Here is a 21,686-nt window from a genome sequence, read left to right as displayed (position 1 = left end):
CTCCGGTTGGAGACGGCCCCTCTTGCTGTGCTGGGGTTACTTGCTGTTCTGGGGTTACTCGCCGAGGGTGGTGTCCTTGGTGACCTTGCCGACCTGGACGGGGCGCTCGTTCACGAAGGCGCCGGCGGATTCGGGTGAGAAGGTCATGCCGGTTGCTTGGGCGGCTACGGCGCGCTGTAGGGCGATGCGGCGGCCGGCCGCGCTGAGCTGCTGGGCGCCCTCGGTGCGGTGGGTTTGGCCGGGGTGGTGGCGGTAGAGCCACGTGATCGCTTCGTCGTAGTAGCCCTCGCAGATCTGGGAGAGGGCGGCGAAGGTGGCGAGTTCGTCGTCGTAGGGGATGCCGGTCCAGCCGCCTAGGGCGCGGAAGGTGGCCGTGCGGAGCATCAACGCTGCGCCGTGGATCGGCCAGTTGCCGCCGTCCGCCTCGGCGAACTCGTTCACCTCGCCCGGCCGCTTGAGGCCGAACGGGATGGGCGAGGGGTAGGGCTTGCGGGTGCCGTCCGGGAGGATGTCGTCCGCTTGGCCGATGGCCCAGTGGACTCCGCGCTCGGCGAAGTGCGGGATCAGGGTCGTGAACACCTCGGGTAGGAGCATGTCGTCCTGGTCGAGTGCTTGGAGCAGGACGCCGGAGGCTCGGGTCAGGGCGAGGTTCCGCGTGAGCGCAATGCCGAGCTGGCGGCCGGCCGCGTCGTACTTGGCGTACGGGATGGGAGCGAAGAACTCGCGGAGCTTCGGGTCCGCGCCGTCCTCCTGGACGACCCACTCAAGGTCCCAGCCCTCAGGCAGCTTCACGGCTTCGATGGCCTTCGCCGTCTCGGAGAGGTAGGTCGCGGACGGCGCGTGAGCTGCGGTAATGATCGAGATCAGAGGCATCGGTCATTCGCTCCAGGGCTTGAGAGGCGTCGGGAAGGAGAGCTTCGTCCGGTCAGCGGGGAAGGTCGCGTCGGACACCTCGACCACCCGGCCCGTGGTGTCGATCGAGATGCGCCGGACGACCAGCAGCGGGACGCCTGCGTCCATGTGCCAGTCCTCGCGTTCGGCCGTGGTCGGCATGCGCCCGGTGACTTCGTCGATCATCTCGCCGACTTCGATACCCAGCGTCCGGAGCTGGTATTGCGTGCCGCCCGGCCAAGGCTCGTTCGCCGCGTCCATGTAGGCCGGGTTCTGGCCGATGATCTCGACCGGCAGGTACGAGAGGCTCCACGAGTTGAGGACGCCCGTCCGGGAGATGCGCGCCTCGTACGTGCGCATGAGGATGTCCGTCCCGGCATCCACCTTGAACGCCTCGGCGAGGTCCACGTTCGCTGGGATGACGTCGTAGGTGCTGCTGTAGTCGATCTCCTCGAAGGAGATGCCGGTCTCCAGCTCGGCCGTGCCGACCTTCGCGCGCTCTTCTTCGGGCTGCGCGGCCAAGTCTTTCTCGATCTGGTGGCGCGCCGATGACCTGAGCGTCTGGTTGACGGGCTGGCGGACGGAGAGCGGCTTGCCGCGTCCGCCCGTGACGAGCCCCTGCTCTTTGAGGAGCCGGTGAGCCTCACGGGCCGCGCCGACGGTGCAGCCCCAGGTCTCGCCGAGCTGGTGGATCGTCGGGACGGGGTCGCCGGGGGACAGCTCCCCGCTTTCGATGCGCATGCGGATGTCGTCGGCGATGGCCAGCGGCACGGACCGCCGTACCGGGGTGGGCTGCGGCTTCATGGGCACCATCCTAGGCCGGTTTACAAGTTTGCCAACAAACTTCGGGCGAGTCTCTTGCGCCGCGTCGTGTGACCCGTCTAACGTCGTCCTCGTTCGCCAGTTTGCTGGCAAACTTACAAACCGACGAAGGGGCTCCGATGTTCCAGCAGCAGACCAGCAAGCTCCCCCAGTACCTGATCACCGCTGTCGTCGTCTTCTTCGTCTGGGCCAACCCCGAGCAGGCCGCCGACATGGTCAACCACGCCTTTCACGTCGTCCAGGTCATGGCCGACCGCATCGGCAGCCACCACCACGCGGGTTGATTCGCCGCTCTCGTTCGCCGCCCGACTCTCGATCTGCGAGGAACTCATGAAGCTGCACCCGAGCAAGCTCTCCGCCACGGACCTCATCGCCGCCGGCCTGGTCGGCGCGGAGTGCGCCTACGACTCCGAGCTTCACACCGGCCCGCGCCTGGTCATCGAGACCACCGAGGAGAAGGCCGCGCGGGAGGACGTCGCCAAGGACGTTTGCCTCTCCTGCCCGGTCCGGTCCAAGTGCCTGGTCCGTGCGGTCGGCATCGGGGCGCGCTCCGGTGTCTGGGCCGCCGTAGCCGCCGAGGACATCCCGCGCCGCTCGCTGAACATCGCCGCCTGACCCGCCGCTTCGTCCAGCTAGGAGACTTCCGATGTCCTTCCGCACCCTCTCCGCTCCCAAGTCCGGCCCGGTCTACCTGTCCGTTGACCTTCCGGTTGGGTCCGTCGAAGTGATCTCCGAGCCCGGCCGGACGGTCGCCGAGGTGACCGTGACCGCCACGGGCACCGACGCGGCGTTCGCCGAGGCCGTCCAGGACGCCATCCTCCTGTGGGACGACGCCCGCGAGGCGCTCATGCTGCGCGTCCCGGAGGTCATGAGCGGCGCTCAGACCATCATCCAGACGAACGGCTCCGTCCACATCAACGGGAACGCCATCCACGTCGGGCGAGGCACGGTCGTGACCAGCATTGGGACGGTCGTCGGCGATATCAACATCGGCGACCAGGGCGTCACCATCAACGGCGTCACCGTGAACGGAACGACCGTCGTCGGCGCGGACGCCGGAAGCATCCAGGTCACCGCGCGAGTGCCGGAGCTGTCCAGCATCATCGTCAAGACTCTCGCCGCCGACCTGGACGCGTACGGCACCTATGAGGGCATCAAGTTCGACTCGTCCAGCGGGAACCTTCGTGCCGAGCGGACGCGGCACCTCCTCGCCGAAACGCGGTCGGGGGACGTGCGCGCCGACGTCGCCGAGCACGCCAACGTGAGCAGCACCTCCGGGGATGTCCGCATCGGCCGGACGGTCAACGTCCTCGCCAAGAGCACCTCCGGTGACATCGACGTCCGCGACTACCTGAGCGCCGGGACGAGCGGAATCGCCTCGCTCACGGCGACCTCCGGCGACATCACCATCACCGCGACCGGCCCCGGCACCATCGAGGCGTTCTCCACCTCCGGGGACGTCGACGTGACCGCCGGCCCGATGTGCGACCCGGACAGCTTGCGCGTGGACGCCCGTAGCCGCGTCGGTCGCGTCCGCACGCCCGCCGCCCCGGCCGCCGCCGCGTCCCGCGCGTTCGGAGGCTTCTGATGCTCGGCGCTTCCGCTACCGCCTTCGCCGCCCTCCTCGCCTCGCTGGGAGCAACGTCATGACCGACCTTGCCAACTACCCGCCTCCGCCCGATCTCGGCTCGTCCGAGCATCTCGGCCGCGCCCGACTCGCCTTGTTCAAGGCCGCCAAGGCTCTGCGCATCTGGCACGCCGGACGCGACGGAAGCACGGCGGGCAGCCCGTACACCGCGCGTGGAGGCGAGGCCATCAAGCACATCGACCTTGCGCTCCGCGCCCTGTACGACGCGCGGGCCGCGCTCGTCTCCGAGCACCGCATCGACTCCGAGGCTCGGGACGCCCGTATCGACGCGAGCCTTGCCGCTAGCCGCGCCATGCACGCGTCCCACACCGCATCCGCTCACCAGAACAGGAGCGCCGCGTGACTGTCGCGCCGATGTCCCCGCCGCCTTCGTTCGGGCACGACGCCGAGGCGGACGAGCCCTCGCTTCGTCCGCTCACTCAGAACGAGTTCACCGCCGTCGCGACCGTGGCCGCCCTGGTCGCCGTCCTCGGGCTCCTCGGGTTCGTCAACAGCTTCGCGGCCGTCGCCGAGGCCGCCCGTCCGTCCTTCGGTCGGCTGTCCTGGTCGGTGCCGCTCGGCATTGACCTCGGCATCGCCATCTTCGCCGCGCTGGACATCGTCCTCGCCCGGCTCGACATGCGCGTCCGCTGGCTGCGGTTCATCCCGTGGACGCTTACCGCCGCGACCGTCTATCTCAACGTCGCCGAGCAGGCGACGCCGTTCGGCAAGGTCGCTCACGCCGTCCTGCCGTGCCTGTGGGTGCTGGCGGTGGAGATCGGGGCGCATGTCGTCCGCGTCCGGGCGGGAGTCGAGAACGGGACGCGGATGGACAGCATCCGGCCCTCTCGCTGGCTTCTGTCTCCGCTGCGGACGGCCGCGCTGTGGCGTCGGATGGTGCTGTGGGAGATCCGTTCCTACCGGGATGCCCTCGGCCGCGAGCGCGCTCGGCTCCTCGCCCTGACCGAACTCCAGGACTCCTATGGCGCGTTCAAATGGCGTTGGAGCGCTCCTCGACGCGTCCGGACGCTGTACCGGCTCGGTGAACTCGTCCCGGTCTCCGGTCCGGACGAGCGGCCCGCGATCGAAGCGGGACCGTCCTCGGACGAGAGCGCGGACGAAGCCCCCGAGCCGTCCCGGACGGACGAGACGCCCCGTCCGCCCAAGAGCGCGCGTCCCAAGCGCGGACGGTCCCGCCGCTCGTCCCGGACGAGCGCGCCGGATGTCAGCGACCTGATGCCGCTCGGATGGCGCATCGCCGCCGACCTGGAAGCCAAGGGCGAAGCCCTCACGCGGGACACCCTCGCCGCCCAACTCCGCGACGCCGGACGGGCCGCCGGTAACGCCCGCGTCGGGGCCCTGCTGACCCGCCTCAAGACCGAGACCCCCGATGCCACGAGCACGCCCACCACGCAGGAGGAGGCAGCCTGATGACCTTCCCCAAGCCCATGGCCGACGTCGTTCACTTGCCCGTCCGGCGCGTCCCCGAGGCCGACGACGCCTCGGAGTCCACCGTCCAGGACGGAGCGGCCGACTCGTCCAGCGCGGACGAGCGGGACCGTCCGGACGGGACGGTCTTGGAGGGGCGCGTCCTGGTGGACACGCCCGACTCCGGCCGCCGTCCCAGCGTCCAGGCGCGGCGCGCCGAGGGCGAGCGCGCGCAGCGTCGCCCGATCATCGCGCCGTGGGTCCGCGACCGCGACGAGGCGACCGCCACCGTCCGATGGGCGCTCGGCTACGCCGGACACGTCGCCGGCTACCACGCCGCTCGCGTCCCGCTGTACGGCGTCCGGCTGACGCTCCGGTCGCCCCGCGGCTTGGCCCGCGTCGTGCGCGGTACGTGGCGCTGGACCTTCGACGCCGAGGGCATGCCGCTCCGCACCTACGCCGTGGACCGCAACGACATTGACGCCTACCTCAAGCTCGTCCACGAGCGGAACGACCGCGTTCGCTGGCGTCGGCTGATGGCCCTCGCCGGAGCCGCCAGCGGCGGGCTCGGCGTGGCCGCCGTGAGCGCGGCCGGAGGCGTCACGCAGGCCACGGTGTTCACCGCGCTCGTCCTGTTCCTCGGCTGGATCGGCACGCCGGAGGACAAGCGCGTCCTGGACGTTGCCGTGGTCGAGCACAAGGCCCCCAAGCTCACCTCCGAGGTTGTCGTCCGGGCGCTCGGTTCGCTCGGTATCGCCGAGATCAACAAAGCGATGGCCAAGGGCGGCGGCGGGATCACCTTCCCCGCCCCGATCACCCGCGACGGTCCCGGATGGCGCGCGGACGTGGATCTCCCGTACGGCGTCACGGTGTCGGACATCATGGAGCGCCGGGACCGCCTCGCCTCCGGCCTCCGCCGTCCGCTGGGCTGCGTGTGGCCCGAACCGGCGAACGAGCAGCACGCCGGACGGCTCGTCCTGTGGGTCGGTGACCAGGACATGAAGAGCGTCAAGCCGCCCGCATGGCCACTCGCCAAGTCCGGCCGCGCCGACCTGTTCAAGGCCGTCCCGTTCGGCACCGACCAGCGCGGACGCCCGGTCATGCTCACGCTGATGTACGCGAACGCGCTCATCGGCGCGATGCCGGGTGCGGGCAAGACGTTCGCTCTCAAGCCCCTGCTCTTGGCCGCCGGGCTCGACCCCAAGGCACAGGTCCGCGTGTTCGAACTCAAGGGGACGGGTGACCTGGACTTCTCCGAGAAGTACGCCCACCACTACGCGTCCGGCGCGGACGACGAGACCAAGCGCGCTTGCCTCGCCTCGCTCAACGAGGTCTATGCCGAGCTGGAACGCCGCGCAAAGACCATCGCGAGCTTGCCCAAGGACGTCCGGCCGGAGAACAAGGTCACGCCCGAACTCGCCGCCAAGCGGTCACTCAAGCTCTTCCCGCTCGTCCTGGTCATCGACGAATGCCAAGAGCTGTTCGCGGACGACGAGGTCGGCAAGGACGCCGGAGAGAAGGCCACGGCCATCATCAAGCGCGGCCGCGCGCTCGGCATCATCCTCCTGCTGGCCACGCAGCGCCCGGACAAGGACTCGCTCCCGACCGGCGTGTCCGCCAACGTCGGGCTCCGCTACTGCCTGCGGGTCATGGGACAGACCGAGAACGACATGATCCTTGGCACGTCGATGTACAAGAACGGCGTCCGTGCGACCACGTTCACCAAACAGGACAAGGGCATCGGCTACCTGGTGGGCGAGGCCGACGACCCGCAGATCTGCCGCTCGTACTACATCGACGGCCCGGCCGCCGACGTCATCGCCGCCCGCGCCCGCGCGGTCCGCAAGACGGCGGGCACCCTGACCGGCTACGCGGCCGGAGAGGACACCACCCCGGCCGACGACCAGGGAACCAACCTCTTGGAGGACGTCCTCGCCGTCATGGCCCCCGGTGAGGACAAGGTCCACTCTCAGACCATCGTGGACCGCCTCGCCGAACTCCGCCCGATCATCTACGGCCCGTGGGCCGACCAGGACGGCAAGGGCAAGGCCACCCAGTTGTCCAATGCCCTCAAGCCGCACGGCATCACCACACCCCAGGTTTGGGGACAGGACGAAACCGGCAAGGGCCGCAACCTCAAGGGCGTACACCGCGAGCACGTCCTCAGCGCCCTGGACAACAGCCGCGCCCGGAGCCGCTGACGCTCCGCGACCGGCTCTAGGTCTAGAGGCCGTCCTCTCTAGACCTAGAGCCCTCTCTAGAGCCCCATCCGCGCTCTGACCAGTGATCTAGCGCCTAGACCCCCCACCTGCGAGAACCTCTCCAACAGGTCAGGAGGACTCCTTTGCATGCCCTCATCGCCGCCTCTAGCCACCACTCGTCCAGCCCCGGAATCTGGTTCCTGCTCCTGCCCGTCGTCACGGTCGGCTACCTGATCCACTGCGCGATCTACCCGTATCGGCCATGCCGTTACTGCGACGGCGGAAAGCACCGCTCGGCCTCCGGCAAGGCGTGGCGCTACTGCCGCCACTGCAAGGGCACCGGCGGACAGCTCCGCATCGGCCGCCGCATCCTGACCGGCCTCAAGACGACCCGCGACCGCGCCAAGAAATAGCCCTCGCCGTCCGGGTGCCGCCTCCGCGCGGCACCCGGACCGGCCGCCCGCACCCCGCCGCACTGCCCGGAGGCCACCGTGAACGCCACGCCCTCACTCCGCCTGATCATCGACAGCGCGGACGCGCCGGACGGAACCGAGTTCATCCGGCCCCTGCCGCACAGCGTTGAAGCCGAGCAACACGTCCTCGGCTCGGCGATGCTCTCGGCCGTCGCCCTCGGCGAGGCGCGCGGCCTGCTGGACGGCTCGGAGTTCTACCGCCCCGCCCACGCCCAGATCTGGGACGGCATCCTCAGCCTCGCCGACCGTGGCGCGCCGTGTGATCCGGTCGCCGTGGCCGCCGCGATCGGTCCGCGCGATATCGCCAAGGTCGGCGGAGCGCCCTATCTGCACACCCTGATCTCCCAGGTCCCGACCGCCGTGAACGTGGCCTACTACGCGCACATGCTCCGGGATCTGGCCTACGCCCGGAAGGTCGTCGCCACGGGCACGCGCCTAGCCCAGCTCGGCCACGCCTCATCCGGCGACGACATCGCCGAGCTGCGCGCCGCCGTGGCAACCGAGATCTCCGCCGTCACTGCACCCGACACGCGCGGTTGGCCGGCCCCCGCGCCGCTGTGGGGCGCAGCCTCCGACGACCTCCCGGCGTTCCCGGTCTGGTGCTTCCCCGGTTGGCTCGGCGACTACGTGTCCGCCCTCGCCGAGGCCACCCAAACCCCGGCCGACCTCGCCGGATCACTCGCCCTCGCCGTCCTGGCCGTCGCAGCAAGCGGCAAGGTGTGGGTCCGCGGAACGACCTGGACCGAACCGACCAACCTCTACACGGTCGTCGTGCTGCCTCCGGGCAACCGCAAGTCCGAGGTCTACAAGGCGATGACCGCGCCTCTCAAGGCTGCGGAGGCCGAACTCGTCCGCGCCGCCGCGCCGCGCATCGCCGAGGCCAAGCTTGCCCGCAAGGTCGCCGAGGCCGACGCCGAGAAGGCCGAACGCGCCGCCGTGAACGCCGTGGACGAGATCCTCCGCGCCGAACGCCTCGCCGAGGCCCAGGACGCCGCGCTCCGCCTGGACGAGACGCGCATCCCAGCCGAACCGCGCCTGTTCACCGCGAACGCCACCGTCGAAAAGCTCACGTCCATGCTCGCCGAGCAGGGCGGACGCTTCGCGATCCTCGCCCCCGAGGGCAAGATCTTCTCCATCCTCGCCGGACGCTACTCCGGCAGCCCCGACCTTGAGGTGTTCCTCTCCGGCCACGCGGGCGAGGAGATGCGCACCGACCGCATGGGCCGCGAAGGCGAGGACGTCACCGCCGCGACCCTCACCCTCGGGGTCTGCATCCAGCCCGGCGTTCTGGCCCGCCTCGGCGAGACCCCCGAGTTCCGCGAACAGGGCTTCCTTGCCCGCCTGCTGTGCTCGGTGCCCAAGTCCCTTCTCGGCTTCCGCCGCGCCGACCCCGACCCAGTCCCGGCCGCCGTCCTGGACACCTACGCCAGCAACGTCAAGGCCCTGGTCCTGTCCCTGGCCGCCCTGGACGAGCCGCGCACCTTGCGCTTCACGCCCGAAGCCGAGGCCGCCGTCATCGCCCTGCTGCGCGACACCGAGGAGCGGTTCCGTCCCGGAGGCGACCTCGCCCACATGCCCGACTGGGGCGGCAAGCTCGTCGGCGCGATCCTGCGCATCTCCGCTCTGCTCCACCTCGCCGAGCACCTCCGCACCGGATGGGACCGCCCGATCACCCTGGCGACCTTCACCAACGCCCACCAGATCGGCGAGTACTTCACCCAGCACGCCCAAGCCGCCTACGACGCCATCGGCGCAGATCCCGCCGTCGCCGACGCCCGCGCGCTGCTGGAGTGGATCCGCCGCACCGGCACCGAGCGCTTCACCGCCCGCGACGTCGTCCAGGCGCTCCGGTCCCGCTTCGCCAAGGTGACCGACACCGACGCCGGACTCCGCGTCCTGGAGTCCCACGGCTGGATCCGCCGGCTTCCCGCGCCTCCCCGCAAGGGTGCGGGCCGCACGCCCTCCGTCGCCTACGAAGTCCACCCCGAGGCCGCGAACGCGCCCGCCGGAGACGCCCAGTGAGCGCCCCCGGCCACGGCCGGACAACGCCGCAACGCAACACGAAATCCACAGAAACGAATTCCTGTGGATTCTGTGGACCGTTGCGCCGTTGCAGACCCCCGCCGCGCCGCCCGTGAAGCCTGCCACGGTGCCGCGCCGCGAAGGCACCGGAACCCGCCGCCGCTCACCTCTGGAGGGTCCCAGTGACGACCACGACCACCGCTGACACCGACCTCCTTCTGACCGTCGAAGAGGCCGCCCGCCGCCTCCGCATCGGCCGAACCCAGATGTACGCCCTCATCACCTCCGGCGAGGTGCCGAGCGTCACCATCGGCCGTCTGCGCCGCGTCCCGGCCGAATGCCTCGCCACTTACGTCTCCGGCCTTCTGGCCGCCGTCCAAGCCAACTGATCACCGGAGGTCTCCGCATGGGACGCAGCGCGAACGGAAGGTCCAGCATCTACCTCGGCAAGGACGGGTACTGGCACGGTCGTGTGACGGTCGGAACGAAGGACAACGGCAAGCCTGACCGCCGCCACGTGATGTCCAAGTCCAAGACCACGGTCACCGAGAAGGTCAAAGAGCTGGAGAAGCTTCGGGACAAGGGGAAGATGCCCAAGGCCGGTCAGCGCTGGACCGTCGAGAAGTGGCTGACGCACTGGATCGACAACATCGCCATCCCGCCGAGCATCTCGGAGAACGCCCACTCCGGGTACCGCGTGGACGTGGAGAAGCACCTCATCCCCGGCATCGGCGCTCACCGCCTGAACAAGCTCACGCCGGAGCACTGCGAGAAGCTCTACGCCAAGATGCAGGAGAGCGGCCTCTCGGCCGGTACCGCACACCACGTCCACCGCACCCTCCGGAACGCGCTCAACGTCGCCGTCAAGCGCGGGCACCTTGGCACCAACCCGGTGACCCTTGCGACGGCCCCCAGGTTGGACGAGGAGGAACCGGAGCCGTACGAGATCGACGAGATTAAGCGGCTTCTCGCTGTCGCCCAGAATCAGTCGCGCAATGGCGCCCGGTGGGTCCTCGCGCTTGCCCTTGGCCTCCGGCAGGGCGAGGCACTCGGCCTCAAGTGGGATGACATCGACCTCAAGGCGGGAATGCTCCGGGTGCGACGCGGACGCCTGCGTCCGAAGTACGCCCACGGATGCGGGGAAGAGAGCCCGTGCGGCAGGAAAGCCGGCTACTGCCCCAAGCGCAAGCAGACACGGGCGGAGACTGGTCGGACCAAGTCCAAGGCCGGACGCCGGACGATCGGTCTCCCTGAGCACCTGACGAAGATCCTCAAGCAGCATCAGGCCAAGCAGAAGGCCGAGCGGAAGGCCGCACGGCAGCTCTGGCAGGGGAACGACTACGTCTTCACCAAGCCAGACGGACAGCCCCTCAACCCGAACACCGACTACCACGAGTGGAAAGCGCTTCTGGAGACGGCCGGGCTCCGTGAGACCCGACTCCACGACGCCCGCCACACAGCCGCCACAGTCCTGCTCATCCTCGGCGTCCCGACGCCTACGGCCATGGCGATCATGGGATGGTCGAGCGCGTCCATGGCCAAGCGCTACCAGCACATGAGCGACGCCATCCGGAACGACGTCGCGACCCGCGTCGGTGGCCTCCTCTGGGAGCCCGGCAAGGACGAAGACGACGAGAATGAAGGAATGGCTCCCGTCGGCGACTTTTGATCAGGTCTTTCGCATCTTGGAACGCGCCCAGCGTCCTGCTGGGCGCGTTCGTCTTGGCTTCCTCGTCGAAGCTTGATCAGGTGTAGTCTGTGGCTTGGCCAACACGCTGGCCTACTTCCGAGCCATGAGCGCCCACGTCGCTCCTGGTGCTGAGGATAAGAGAACTCTGGACTCAGCGTGATTTCGCAGATGCCCGGCGAACGCCGATCGACTTGTGCGAGGCGACGTGGGGGCTTCGCTGAAAGAAGTTCGATCATGGGTCGTAGTCAGGGCCGCAAACGCAAGATCCGCAAGCTGAAGGCTGTGAAAGGCATCAGCTACACGCGGGCTGCGAGCGAGTACGCACGAGAAGGCTCCGTGACTGGGAACGACGGGGCTCCGTCCCTGGAAAGCCCCTCGTATGGAGCACGAGCGCCGCTGTCTCTGCGGATGATTGCTGAGGAAGCTGCGCGTCGGCAGGCGCTGTGGTCCCGCATCCAACCCGGGCTGAGGCTTGCCCGGGAGTCTGAGGCTCAGCGCAAGGAGACGGCCCGTCAGTTGGCTGCCTCGGTGCAGCCGGCCATGAAGATCGCTGAGGAGATGGAGGCTCAGCACAAGATGTGGGCCGAGGCCTTCTCGCCCAAGCTGGCGGTGCTCGTCGGCGAGTCTGAGGCTCAGCGCAAGAAGTGGGCCGAGGCCTTCTCGCCCAAGCTGGCGGTGCTCGTCCGCGAGTCTGAGGCTCAGCGCAAGGAGACGGCCCGTCAGTTGGCTGCCTCGGTGCAGCCGGCCATGAAGATCGCTGAGGAGATGGAGGCTCAGCACAAGAAGTGGGCCGAGGCCTTCTCGCCCAAGCTGGCGGTGCTCGTCGGCGAGTCTGAGGCTCAGCGCAAGAAGTGGGCCGAGGCCTTCTCGCCCAAGCTGGCGGTGCTCGTCCGCGAGTCTGAGGCTCAGCGCAAGGAGACGGCCCGTCAGTTGGCTGCCTCGGTGCAGCCGGCCATGAAGATCGCTGAGGAGATGGAGGCTCAGCACAAGAAGTGGGCCGAGGCCTTCTCACCCTCGGTGGTGACGCTGGCCCGCGAGGCCGAGGCTCAGTGGAAGCGGTGGGCTGAGGAGCTGGCGGGGCCGGCGATGAGGCTTGCCCGCGAGTCTGAGGCTCAGCGCAAGCAGTGGACCGAGACTCTCTCGCGTACCGCCGCAGGGCTTGCAAGCGGTGTCAGGCGCGGTGACGGCGGCACTGATCACTGAGTGCTGACGTGGACTAGCTCACTTGCCCGTCCTCTGGGCCGGGCAAGTGAGACTAAAACTGAGACTAGAACGCAGTGAAGGCGGCACCCCGTAGGTGCCGCCTTCAGCGCGTTTAGCCTGCTAGCAGGCTGGCGGAGGATACGAGATTTGAACTCGTGAGGGGTTGCCCCCAACACGCTTTCCAAGCGTGCGCCCTAGGCCACTAGGCGAATCCTCCGCTGGATAGCTTAGCGGTTGTCGGGGACTGGTCGAACCTCGATTACGGCCGAGAGCGGGATCGGGCCGTAGATGTGGGGGAAGAGGTCGCCGTCGGCCGGCTCCAGGCGGACGTCCAGGCCCTGCGTGGAGACGGTCAGCAGGACGAGGTCGGAGGGCGGGACGTCCTTGTAGAAGGCCCCCAGGACGGTGCGGACCTGGTCGAGGTCGGAGGAGCAGTGGATGAAGCCCTCCTCGGCGAGCGTCCGGCCGCGGGTGGACATCGCGTACGACTCGCCGGAGGCGCGGGCGGATTCCCAGCGGGCGCGTTCGGCGATGTGCAGGACGGTTTCGGGTGGTGAGGAGGGGGTCTGGTCCGTCATGGTGGTGGAGCCTACGTGCGGGACGGGCGCGAGCGGCACGGTGGATGTCATAGACTCTGGGCAGACCCCTCGCACGGCGTCACCCTGTGAACCTCCCCAGGGCCGGAAGGCAGCAAGGATAAGCAGGCTCTGGCGGGTGTGCGGGGGGTCCTTTTCGCTTCTGACGCTCTGCTGCGCGAGGGAGGGCGGCCCCCGATGAGCCTGGCTCTGTACCGCAAGTACCGTCCCGCGACGTTCGCCGAGCTCAAAGGGCAGGAACACGTCGCCGAGCCGCTGCAGCAGGCGTTGCGCAACGGTCGTATCAACCACGCGTACCTGTTCAGCGGTCCGCGGGGGTGCGGGAAGACCTCGTCCGCGCGCATCCTGGCGCGGTCCCTGAACTGCGAGCAGGGGCCGACGCCCGATCCGTGCGGGACCTGCGACTCGTGCGTCGCGCTCGGCCCCACGGGGTCCGGGCACATCGACGTGATCGAGATCGACGCGGCGTCCCACGGTGGTGTGGACGACGCTCGTGACCTGCGGGAACGCGCGTTCTTCGCGCCGGTGTCCGCGCGCTTCAAGGTGTACATCATCGACGAGGCGCACATGGTCACCCGGGAGGGCTTCAACGCGCTGCTGAAGCTCGTCGAGGAGCCTCCGCCGCACCTGAAGTTCGTCTTCGCGACGACCGAGCCCGAGAAGGTCATCGGGACGATCCGGTCGCGGACGCACCATTACCCCTTCCGGCTCATCCCGCCCGGGACGCTCCAGGAGCTCGTCGAGGAGATCCTGAAGTCCGAGGACGTCCCCTACGAGGCGTCCGCGCTGCCGCTCGCGGTGCGGGCCGGGGCCGGATCCGCGCGGGACACGCTGTCGATCCTGGACCAGCTGCTCGCCGGGTCGGACGAGAAGGGCATCACGTACGCCCGCGCGGTCTCGCTGCTCGGCTACACGGACTCGGCGCTGCTGGACGAGGTCATCGGCGCGTTCGCGGCGCGGGACGGCGGGGCCGTCTTCGCCGCGATCGACCGGGTGATCGAGAGCGGGCAGGACCCGCGGCGGTTCGCGGCCGACCTGCTGGAGCGCGTCCGGGACCTGGTGATCCTGTCGAACGTGCCGGAGGCGGGCGGATCGGGGCTGCTGAACGTCCCGCCGGACGAGCTGGAGCAGATGCGGCGGCAGGCGTCGTCGCTCGGGCCGGGGGAGCTCACGCGGGCCGCCGACCTGCTGCACACCGGGCTGACCGAAATGCGGGGGGCGACCTCGCCGCGGCTGCTGCTGGAACTGATCGCGGCGCGGATCCTGCTGCCGGCGGCCTACGGGGACGAGGCGTCCCTGATGGCCCGGCTTGATCGACTTGAGCGGGCTGCGGCTTCGGGGGGCGGGTTCGTCGGCGCGGCCGGTGGCGCGATGCCGTCCCAGGGGGCTTCTTACGGGTCCGCCCAGCAGGTCTCGTCGGCTCCTCAAGGGTCGGTGGGCGGCCAAGCTTCCGCAGGCCACCCTGCTTCTGCGGGCCACTCTGCTTCCGCGGATCACTCTTCTGCTCCTGCGTCTTCTCCGGCGTCCCAGCGCCCTTCCGCGTCCCAGCAACCTTCTCCAGGGGCCCAGCAACCTCCTGCGTCCCAGCAACCTCCGGCGTCCCAGCAACCTCCGGCGTCCCAGCAACCTCCGGCGTCCCAGCAACCCCCGCCCGCCCAGGGGGGCGACCCCACTTCCAGTGTCCAACGGCCCACGGGAAGCCCAGAAGGCGAACGCGGTTCTGTGGATAACCGTGGTGGCGAAGGCGCTCGCGGTGAGGCCGATCACGGGGGCGCCGCCCAGCGCGGAGGAAGCGCACGGCAGGAAGGGACCGCCCAGCACGGGGGGATCGCCCAGCAGGAAGGCGCCACCCAGCATGGCGGGGCCGGACAGCACGGAGGCGGCGCCCAGCAAGAGGGGGCCGGCCAAAGCGGCGGTTCCAACCAGGGCGGTGGCTCCAGCCAGGGGGCCAACGACGGCTCGGGTGACGGGCGTCGAGGAGGAGCGGCTGCGGCTTCCTCCAGCTCTGGCGGCCAGGCGGGCGGGGCCGGAGCGGGTTCGGATTGGCCTGCTCCCGCCGGGCCTTCCAACGCCGCCGCGTCCAATCCCGCCGCGTCCAACGTCGGTTCCTCTCCGCAAGGCGCCGGTGCGCCTGCGCAAGGCGGCGGGGACGTGTCGATGGTGCAGCAGCGCTGGCCGGAGATCGTCGAGGCGGTCAAGTTCAAGAGCCGCGTCGCCTGGGTCTCGATCATGAACGGCGTCCGGCCGATCGGGCTGGTCGGGAACCAGCTCACCCTCTCCTTCGAGGCCGAGGGTGCGCTCAAGAACTTCACCGCGGGCAACCGCGACACCGTGCTGCGCGAAGTCCTCAAGGAGCGCCTGGGCGTCGACTGGCGCATCGAGGCGGTCCACGGCGTAGCCGCACCGGCCCCTAATGCGGGACGCCCCGCATCCGGGGGAGGCTTCGGCGGCGGCGCACCTGCTGCCGGATTCGCTGGCGCGTCCACCCCGGCGCCCCCGCCCGCTCCGGGTCCGCGTCCGGCCAGTCCTCCGCAGACCCCGTCCGCTCCGCCGCCGGCTCAGCCTTCGCAGCCCGCGCCGCAACCGTCTCCCGGGCCGTCCGCCCCAGCTCAGGGGCCCGCGAACCAGGCCGCTAAGCCATCCGCCCCGCGAGGCGCCGGGGACAGCGCGTCCCAGGACCCTGGTCCGCTGCCGCCGCCTCCGGACGAGCCGCCCCCGCCTTCCGAGCCCGGTCCGCCCGACGACATCGACGTCGTGGACCCGGAAGGCGACGCCGACTACGACGGCACGGAGGTCGAGTCCGGAGGCATGGCACTGATCCAGCGCGAACTCGGCGGGCAGATCATCCGCGAGATCGACAACACCTGACCCCGGAAGCCCGCACGCCCGGACGCCCGGACGCTCGCGGGCTCGGACCCTGGGCGCCCGGATCTTCCCGTGCCGCGCCTCACCCGGGCGGGCCCCACGTGTTCGAGCCTCATGCGCCCCGGACGCGCCTGGAGGCGGTGCGCTCGGGCACCGCACTCGCGAGCACGCCCAGCAACGCAGACTCGGGCAGCGCACGCCCAGCCGTTGCGCGCTCTGGCGCCCCGCATGCTCGGGCACGCACGCTTGGCGATGCCCGCACCGGGGCCATCGGGCAGGCACGCACGTCCAGGTACGCACGTCCAGGCACGCGCGTCCAGGCACGCGCGTCCAGGCACGCGCGTCCAAGCAGGCACGTTCGGGCACGCGCGTCCAGGCACGCGCGTCCAAGCAGGCACGTCCAGGCACGCGCGTCCAAGCAGGCACGTTCGGGCACGCGCGTCCAGGCACGCGCGTCCAAGCAGGCACGTTCGGGCACGCGCGTCCAGGCACGCGCGTCCAAGCAGGCACGTTCGGGCAGGCACGTTCGGGCACGCGCGTCCGGGCACGCGCGTCCGGGCACGCGCGTCCGGGCACGCGCGTCCGGGCACGCGCGTCCAGGCCGCATGTTCGGGCACGCGCGCCCTGGTGCTGCGTGTTCGGGCGCCGTGCGCAGGAGGCTTACAGCCGGGTTTTGTTGGCGCGGGCGCGGGCGCGGGCGCGGGTGCGGGACTGCAGGTGCGGGACTGCAGGTGCGGGGTGTGCCGGGGTGCTCTGCGGGTCTTGCTCGGGGCGTTCGGTGCGGGCGTGGGTGGCGCTTGGTGGGGGACGTGTCTGGGCGTTCGCGGCAAGGGGTGCGCGTCGCGGGCCCGGCGGTGTTTCGGGGTGGGGCGGGGTGCGGCAGGGGCTTCTTCGGGTGTGCGGTTGGGGGTGTGATGGGGGCTTGCGGGGGGTTCGCCCTGGAGGTCGGACGCGGCGGGGATGAGGCACGGGGCGGTGAATACCGCATCCGGTTCCAAACCCGTAGTCTCAGGTAGACAGAACGTCCGGTGCCGGACGGACGGGTCGGACCCGGCCCGTCCGTCCGGCTGGGGGATGCGACGGAACGGAGCTCACCGTGGAACCCGGTGGATTCAACATCCAGGAACTGCTGCAGCAGGCGCAGCGCATGCAGCAGCAGCTCTTCGACGCCCAGCAGGAGCTGGCCGAGGCCGAGGTCACCGGCACGGCGGGCGGCGGGCTGGTCTCGGCCACGGTGAACGGGCAGGGCGAGGTCACCGGCCTCACCATCGACCCGAAGGTGATCGACGCCGACGATCCGGCGGACACCGCGGAGACCGTCGCCGACCTGGTGCTCGCCGCGATCCGGGATGCCGGACGCGCCGCCCAGGAGCTCCAGCAGGAGAAGATGAGCCCCCTCACCGAGGGATTGGGCGGCGGCATGCCGGGCATGGGCGAGGGCGGCCTTCCGGGCCTGCCGGGCTTCCCAGGCGGCGGCCCCGAAACGCCCGGAAGCCCCGGACCCCACGGAAGCCCCGGAATCCAGGGCCCGCAGCACTAGAACGAACACGAACACGACCGGCAGAAGGCACCGCCCAGCGCGGCGCCTTCACTCCCCTCTCAGCAGGAAGGACGCGACCGTTGTACGAAGGGGTCGTCCAGAACCTCATCGACGAACTGGGCCGCCTGCCCGGCGTCGGCCCCAAGAGCGCGCAGCGGATCGCCTTCCACCTCCTCGCCGCCGATCCCGCCGACGTCGAGCGGCTCGGCCGGGCGCTCAAGGAGGTCAAGGACAAGGTCCGGTTCTGCAGGACGTGCGGCAACGTCGCGGAGGAGGACGAGTGCCGCATCTGCCGCGACCCGCGCCGCGACCCGCAGGTGATCTGCGTGGTCGAGGAGTCCAAGGACGTGGTCGCGATCGAGAAGACCCGCGAGTTCCGCGGCCGCTACCACGTGCTCGGCGGGGCGATCAGCCCGATCGAGGGCGTCGGCCCGGAGGATCTGAGGATCCGCGAGCTGATGCAGCGGCTCGCGGACGGGACGGTGAAGGAGCTGATCCTGGCGACCGACCCCAACCTGGAGGGGGAGGCCACCGCAACCTACCTCGCGCGGCTCGTGAAGCCCATGGGCCTCACCGTCACCCGCCTGGCCAGCGGCCTTCCGGTGGGCGGCGACCTGGAGTACGCCGACGAGGTCACGCTGGGCCGCGCATTCGAAGGACGGAGGCTGCTCGATGTCTGACTCAAACAGCCCGCAGGAATGGAACACCCTGGCCGAGCGCGTGGCCTGCCACGTGGAGAACTACCTGAGCGGCCTGGAGGCCGTCGCCCGCGGCGAGGCCGGGACGCACACGGTCCCGATGCTGCTGCTGGAGGTCTCGCAGGTCATCCTGGCCGGCGCGCAGCTCGGCGCGAGCGCGGACGTCATCCTGCCGGACAACTGGGAGCCCGAGGTCGGCGACGACCCGGACCTCGACCAGGTCCGGTCCGGGCTCGCCGACCGCCTGGCCGACATCGACGAGTACGTCGAGGTCTTCGACCCCTACAAGGACACCGAGCCGACCGCCTACCGGCTCTCGGACGACCTGGTCGACGTCGCCAGCGACCTCGTCCACGGGCTGCGCCACTACCAGCAGGGACGCCCGCTTGAGGCACTCTGGTGGTGGCAGTACTCCTACTTCAACCATTGGGGCAACCACGCCGGGGCCGCGCTCCGCGCCCTGCACGCCGTCGTGGCGAACGCCCGCCTGGACGTGTCCGAAGAGGCCGCCGTAGCGGGCTGACGGTTGGTATCAGGCGTCGCTGGGGAGTCTGGCGGCGCCTGCCGTCTGCCGGACGGCATCCTTGACCAGCCGAGCGATCTCAGCCGCGGGCACGGCGATGCCTGGGACGCCTTCCGTCCACTCAAGGAAGTCGTCGAGGCCCAGGGCGGGGATCTCGCCGAGGTACGGCCTGATGTAGACCGGGGTGTTCGGTTCGCTGCGCCAGCTTTCGCTGAGCGGCCCGATGTCCACCGCGTCCCATCCGAGCAGGTCCAGGAACCGCGTGGTCTCGGCCGTGGCGTCCGCGTGGTCACTCGCCACAGGCAGCGCACTGCGGCCGAGCGTCCCGGCGGCGCGGGCCAGGCTGACGATCTGGTGCGGGGTGATCGTGTTGAACGCCTTGACCAGGCGCGCGTCCGGTACATGCCGCTGGATCAGCTCCGAGGACGTGAGGACGCCGGAGTCCAGCTCGTCCAGATGGCCGTCCCTTTCGGGGTAGTAGTTCGCCGTGTCCAGCACGGTCTTCCCGGCGAGAGCCGCGACGGGCAGCTGCCTGTAGGCGATGAACGGGATGGCCGCCACCACGAGGTCACCGGCCCGAGCGGCCTCCTCCGGCGTGCCCGCGCGGGCATGCTCGGCACCCAGCTCGGCGACGAGTCCGGCGAGCGTGTCCGGACCGCGAGAGTTGCTCAGGACGACGTCCAGCCCGGCGGCGACGGCCACCCGCGCGACGGCCGTTCCGATTCGTCCGCTTCCGATGATTCCGAGCGTCTGGAACACGGCGTTCTCCGTTCGTGGATCCACAGCGAGCCAGCCCAGCCTGCGCCCGCCGCCCACCACCGACCAGCCCCACGCCCTGCGTACTCACCACCTGATCACCCACACCCCGCGCCCTGCACTGCATGCTCTGCGCCTGCGCTGCGGGCTCTGCGGCGGCGTAGGGTGATCTTGTGGGGGATGCCGGGGCGGACGGGTTGGGTGGGTTTCTCAAGGCGCGTCGTGCCCGGTTGCGTCCGCAGGACGTGGGGTTGCGCGACTACGGGGGTGCGCGCCGCGTCGCGGGGCTGCGGCGCGAGGAGCTTGCGCGGCTGGCAGGCGTGAGCATCGCGCACTACACGCGCCTGGAGCAGGGCAAAGGCGACGTCGTCTCGGACGAGGTCCTGACCGCCGTCGCCGCCGCGCTGCGCCTGGACGCCGACGAGTCCACATACCTGCACCGGATCGCGCGCCGCCCGGAAACCTGCGCGAACAAGGACGGCACCGCCCGGGCCGAGGTTCCGTTGAGCGTGCGGCATCTGCTGCACTCCTTCGTCCTGACTCCTGCGCTGGTGGTCGGACGGCACACCCAGCTCCTCGCCTGGAACCCCCTCGCCGCCGCGGTGTTCGGTGACTTCGCGAACGTCCCGGACGAGCGCCGGACGCTCTCGCATCTGCTGTTCACCGAGCCGTCCCAACGCGACCTGTACGGGGACGGCTGGGGAGCGGCGGCGCGCGAGCACGTGGCGCACCTTCGCGTCCTGTTCGCGCGGTTCCGGGGAGATCCGGCGTTCGTCGCGCACGTCGAGTCCCTGCGGGCGCTCAGCGCCGACTTCGCCCGCCTATGGGACGAACATCCCGTCGCCCAGACGCGGTCCAGAGCGTACGACCTGCACCACCCGGTCGTCGGCGACCTCACCCTGCACGCCGAACTCGTCTCGCTCCCGGACGCCCCGTCCTGCTGCGCCCTGGACCTGTTCGCCGCCGAACCCGGCACCCCCTCCGCCCGAGCCCTCCGCGAGCTCGCCGGCCTCTGAAGCGGGGCGCCGGGCCGGGACGCAACAGGAGTCACTTGGAGCCGGGACGTCCGCCGACGATGCCGGTGCGGGCGCTGAACCGGGCGCCGCGGACGATGGCCTCCTTGGTCAGGGCCGCCGCACGGCCGCCGAAGTACCGCCGCCCCGGGCCGTCGTCGCGGCGGAGGAACTGGATGATGCCGTCGCGCCGGCCGAGGCTGATGCAGGACGCGAGGTACTCCGGGGCGTACGGAACCGGGTCCTCGCCCTTCGCCAGCCGGACGAGGTTGTCGGCGGCGTGCGCGCCCTGCGGTTCCGCCGTCTGGCAGGACATCCGGGACCCGGGGACGGCCGCGCAGTCGCCGGCGACGATGATCCGCGGGTCGTCCACGCTGCGCAGGTACTCGTCCACGATCGCGCGGCCCTTCCCGTCCACCGTCAGCCCGCTGCGCGCGGCCAGGTCCGGGACGCTGCCGATGACCGCCCACAGCGTGAGGTCCGAGGCGGCCTCGCCGCCCGACTCCAGCACCAATCTCCCCGGACGAGCATCCGCGCCCGACTCCGGCAGCGCGCCCGACTCCGGCAGAGCGTCCGCGCCCGACTCCGGCAGCGCGTCCGCGGCCTCGCGGATCTCGGTGACGACGTCCTCCAGGACGTCCACGTTCAGGCGTTCCAGGCCCGCGCGGAGCCGTCGCCGGGCACCGTCCGAGAGCGGCGCGGCGAACTCCCGTCCGACGATCCGGACCTTCAGGTCAGGACGGGCGCCCGCGACCTCGGCGGCGGTCTCGATGCCGGTCGCGCCGGTGCCGACCACGGTCACGGTGCGTCCCGCAGGAAGGGCGGCCAGCGCGTTCCGGGCCTGCTCGGCGCCCTCCCAGGAGCCGATCGGGACGGCGCCGGGCAGCGGGTTCAGCGTGCTCCCGACGGCGAGGACCAGGAAGCCGAACTCCAGCGCCTCGCCGCCGTCGAGCAGCACCTGGCCGTCGCCGATCTTGTCGACGGACGCCCGGCGCGTGCGGACGCCGGCGCGCAGCATGTCCGCGAGCGGGGTCGCGGCGGTGCCCGTCCCGGCGGCCTGCTGGTGCAGCCGGACCCGCTCGACGAAGTCGGGACGCGGGTTGACCACCGTGATCTCGGCGTCCGGAAGCTTCTTCGCCACCCGGTTCGCCGCGACCGTCCCGGCGTATCCCGCTCCTGCCACGATCACCTTCATGCCTGCCTCCTCCATCGGCGTTCGCACAAGAGACACCGGGGGCGGCACGTGCATCACAGTGACCTGCGCCACGTTCGTCGGCCGATATGACATTTGTACTGCCAGAGACCGGAGGGATGTTCCTGCCGCCGGAAGGGCCCCGC

Annotated in this window: 21 protein-coding genes, 1 tRNA gene and 1 other RNA gene; 17 read left to right on the top strand and 6 right to left on the bottom strand. The window is 70.6% G+C overall.

From position 1 onward, the window contains the following. Positions 1-54 precede the first annotated feature (54 nt). A complete protein-coding gene (locus tag FHU30_RS28755) occupies positions 55-873 on the bottom strand; it encodes a glycosyltransferase (protein WP_253879965.1) in 819 nt (272 codons plus the stop codon). A gap of 3 nt (positions 874-876) precedes the next feature. After that, complete coding sequence (locus FHU30_RS28750; RefSeq protein ID WP_253879963.1) at positions 877-1,695, bottom strand: GntR family transcriptional regulator; 819 nt, start codon at positions 1,693-1,695, stop codon at positions 877-879. Between the two features lie 137 nt (positions 1,696-1,832). Here FHU30_RS28750 and FHU30_RS28745 point away from each other — a divergent pair, with 137 nt between their 5' ends. The 11 genes from FHU30_RS28745 (at position 1,833) to FHU30_RS28695 (ending at position 12,357) form a co-directional block, all read left to right on the top strand. Beyond that, the gene (locus tag FHU30_RS28745; RefSeq protein WP_253879961.1) at positions 1,833-1,997 is read left to right on the top strand and encodes a hypothetical protein; all 165 of its coding nucleotides are present in this window, start codon (positions 1,833-1,835) and stop codon (positions 1,995-1,997) included. A 46-nt stretch (positions 1,998-2,043) separates the two neighbouring features. Further along, positions 2,044-2,328 carry a WhiB family transcriptional regulator gene (locus tag FHU30_RS28740; RefSeq protein WP_253879959.1) on the top strand — a complete coding sequence of 95 codons (285 nt, stop codon included), beginning with the start codon at positions 2,044-2,046 and terminating at the stop codon, positions 2,326-2,328. Between the two features lie 31 nt (positions 2,329-2,359). Beyond that, entirely contained in the window at positions 2,360-3,301 is a 942-nt protein-coding gene (locus tag FHU30_RS28735) for a DUF4097 family beta strand repeat-containing protein (RefSeq protein ID WP_253879953.1), read from the top strand. Between the two features lie 58 nt (positions 3,302-3,359). Next, complete coding sequence (locus FHU30_RS28730; RefSeq protein ID WP_253879948.1) at positions 3,360-3,704, top strand: hypothetical protein; 345 nt, start codon at positions 3,360-3,362, stop codon at positions 3,702-3,704. After that, entirely contained in the window at positions 3,701-4,771 is a 1,071-nt protein-coding gene (locus tag FHU30_RS28725; protein WP_253879947.1) for a DUF2637 domain-containing protein, read from the top strand. The genes FHU30_RS28730 and FHU30_RS28725 overlap by 4 nt, the downstream gene beginning before the upstream one ends. After that, entirely contained in the window at positions 4,771-6,969 is a 2,199-nt protein-coding gene (locus tag FHU30_RS28720; protein ID WP_253879945.1) for an FtsK/SpoIIIE domain-containing protein, read from the top strand. The genes FHU30_RS28725 and FHU30_RS28720 overlap by 1 nt, the downstream gene beginning before the upstream one ends. A gap of 143 nt (positions 6,970-7,112) precedes the next feature. After that, positions 7,113-7,382: a hypothetical protein gene (locus FHU30_RS28715; RefSeq protein ID WP_253879943.1), complete on the top strand. Its 270-nt coding sequence runs from the start codon at positions 7,113-7,115 to the stop codon at positions 7,380-7,382. Between the two features lie 78 nt (positions 7,383-7,460). Then, complete coding sequence (locus FHU30_RS28710) at positions 7,461-9,464, top strand: YfjI family protein (RefSeq protein ID WP_253879942.1); 2,004 nt, start codon at positions 7,461-7,463, stop codon at positions 9,462-9,464. Between the two features lie 182 nt (positions 9,465-9,646). Next, on the top strand, positions 9,647-9,853 hold the full coding sequence (locus FHU30_RS28705) for a helix-turn-helix domain-containing protein (protein WP_253879940.1): 207 nt from the start codon (positions 9,647-9,649) through the stop codon (positions 9,851-9,853). Positions 9,854-9,870: 17 nt separating this feature from the next. Then, on the top strand, positions 9,871-11,133 hold the full coding sequence (locus FHU30_RS28700; RefSeq protein WP_253879938.1) for a tyrosine-type recombinase/integrase: 1,263 nt from the start codon (positions 9,871-9,873) through the stop codon (positions 11,131-11,133). Positions 11,134-11,694: 561 nt separating this feature from the next. Further along, positions 11,695-12,357 (top strand): hypothetical protein, encoded by a 663-nt coding sequence (locus tag FHU30_RS28695; protein WP_253879936.1) that lies wholly within the window; start codon positions 11,695-11,697, stop codon positions 12,355-12,357. Between the two features lie 129 nt (positions 12,358-12,486). Here FHU30_RS28695 and FHU30_RS28690 read toward each other — a convergent pair. Then, positions 12,487-12,574 (bottom strand) — tRNA-Ser (locus tag FHU30_RS28690). Between the two features lie 10 nt (positions 12,575-12,584). After that, positions 12,585-12,935 carry a DUF952 domain-containing protein gene (locus FHU30_RS28685; RefSeq protein ID WP_253879934.1) on the bottom strand — a complete coding sequence of 117 codons (351 nt, stop codon included), beginning with the start codon at positions 12,933-12,935 and terminating at the stop codon, positions 12,585-12,587. A gap of 60 nt (positions 12,936-12,995) precedes the next feature. Between FHU30_RS28685 and ffs the strand changes: the two genes are divergently transcribed. From ffs to FHU30_RS28655, 5 genes are all read left to right on the top strand, one after another. Next, positions 12,996-13,091, top strand: an RNA gene (ffs, locus tag FHU30_RS28680) — signal recognition particle sRNA small type. Between the two features lie 39 nt (positions 13,092-13,130). Beyond that, a complete protein-coding gene (locus tag FHU30_RS28675; RefSeq protein WP_253879932.1) occupies positions 13,131-15,821 on the top strand; it encodes a DNA polymerase III subunit gamma and tau in 2,691 nt (896 codons plus the stop codon). Positions 15,822-16,914: 1,093 nt separating this feature from the next. Beyond that, complete coding sequence (locus FHU30_RS28665) at positions 16,915-17,358, top strand: YbaB/EbfC family nucleoid-associated protein (protein WP_253879930.1); 444 nt, start codon at positions 16,915-16,917, stop codon at positions 17,356-17,358. 80 nt (positions 17,359-17,438) lie between these two features. Continuing rightward, complete coding sequence (gene recR, locus FHU30_RS28660) at positions 17,439-18,038, top strand: recombination mediator RecR (RefSeq protein ID WP_253879928.1); 600 nt, start codon at positions 17,439-17,441, stop codon at positions 18,036-18,038. Then, positions 18,031-18,579 carry a DUF5063 domain-containing protein gene (locus tag FHU30_RS28655; RefSeq protein ID WP_253879926.1) on the top strand — a complete coding sequence of 183 codons (549 nt, stop codon included), beginning with the start codon at positions 18,031-18,033 and terminating at the stop codon, positions 18,577-18,579. Before recR ends, FHU30_RS28655 begins: the two co-directional genes overlap by 8 nt. Before the next feature lie 9 nt (positions 18,580-18,588). Here FHU30_RS28655 and FHU30_RS28650 read toward each other — a convergent pair whose 3' ends face one another. Beyond that, a complete protein-coding gene (locus tag FHU30_RS28650; protein ID WP_253879924.1) occupies positions 18,589-19,338 on the bottom strand; it encodes an NADPH-dependent F420 reductase in 750 nt (249 codons plus the stop codon). Positions 19,339-19,508: 170 nt separating this feature from the next. On the opposite strand from FHU30_RS28650, the gene FHU30_RS28645 reads away from it, so the two are divergent. Continuing rightward, positions 19,509-20,351 carry a helix-turn-helix domain-containing protein gene (locus FHU30_RS28645; protein WP_308211415.1) on the top strand — a complete coding sequence of 281 codons (843 nt, stop codon included), beginning with the start codon at positions 19,509-19,511 and terminating at the stop codon, positions 20,349-20,351. Positions 20,352-20,382: 31 nt separating this feature from the next. On the opposite strand, the gene FHU30_RS28640 is transcribed toward FHU30_RS28645, so the two are convergent. Then, positions 20,383-21,543 (bottom strand): NAD(P)/FAD-dependent oxidoreductase, encoded by a 1,161-nt coding sequence (locus FHU30_RS28640; protein WP_253879922.1) that lies wholly within the window; start codon positions 21,541-21,543, stop codon positions 20,383-20,385. Between the last annotated feature and the right edge of the window lie 143 nt (positions 21,544-21,686).

Origin of the sequence: Actinomadura rupiterrae, from assembly GCF_024172125.1 — a bacterium.
GTDB lineage: Bacteria > Actinomycetota > Actinomycetes > Streptosporangiales > Streptosporangiaceae > Spirillospora > Spirillospora rupiterrae.
The sequence above is the reverse complement of the archived record's forward strand: the minus strand, read 5'-3'. Positions and strand labels throughout refer to the sequence as shown.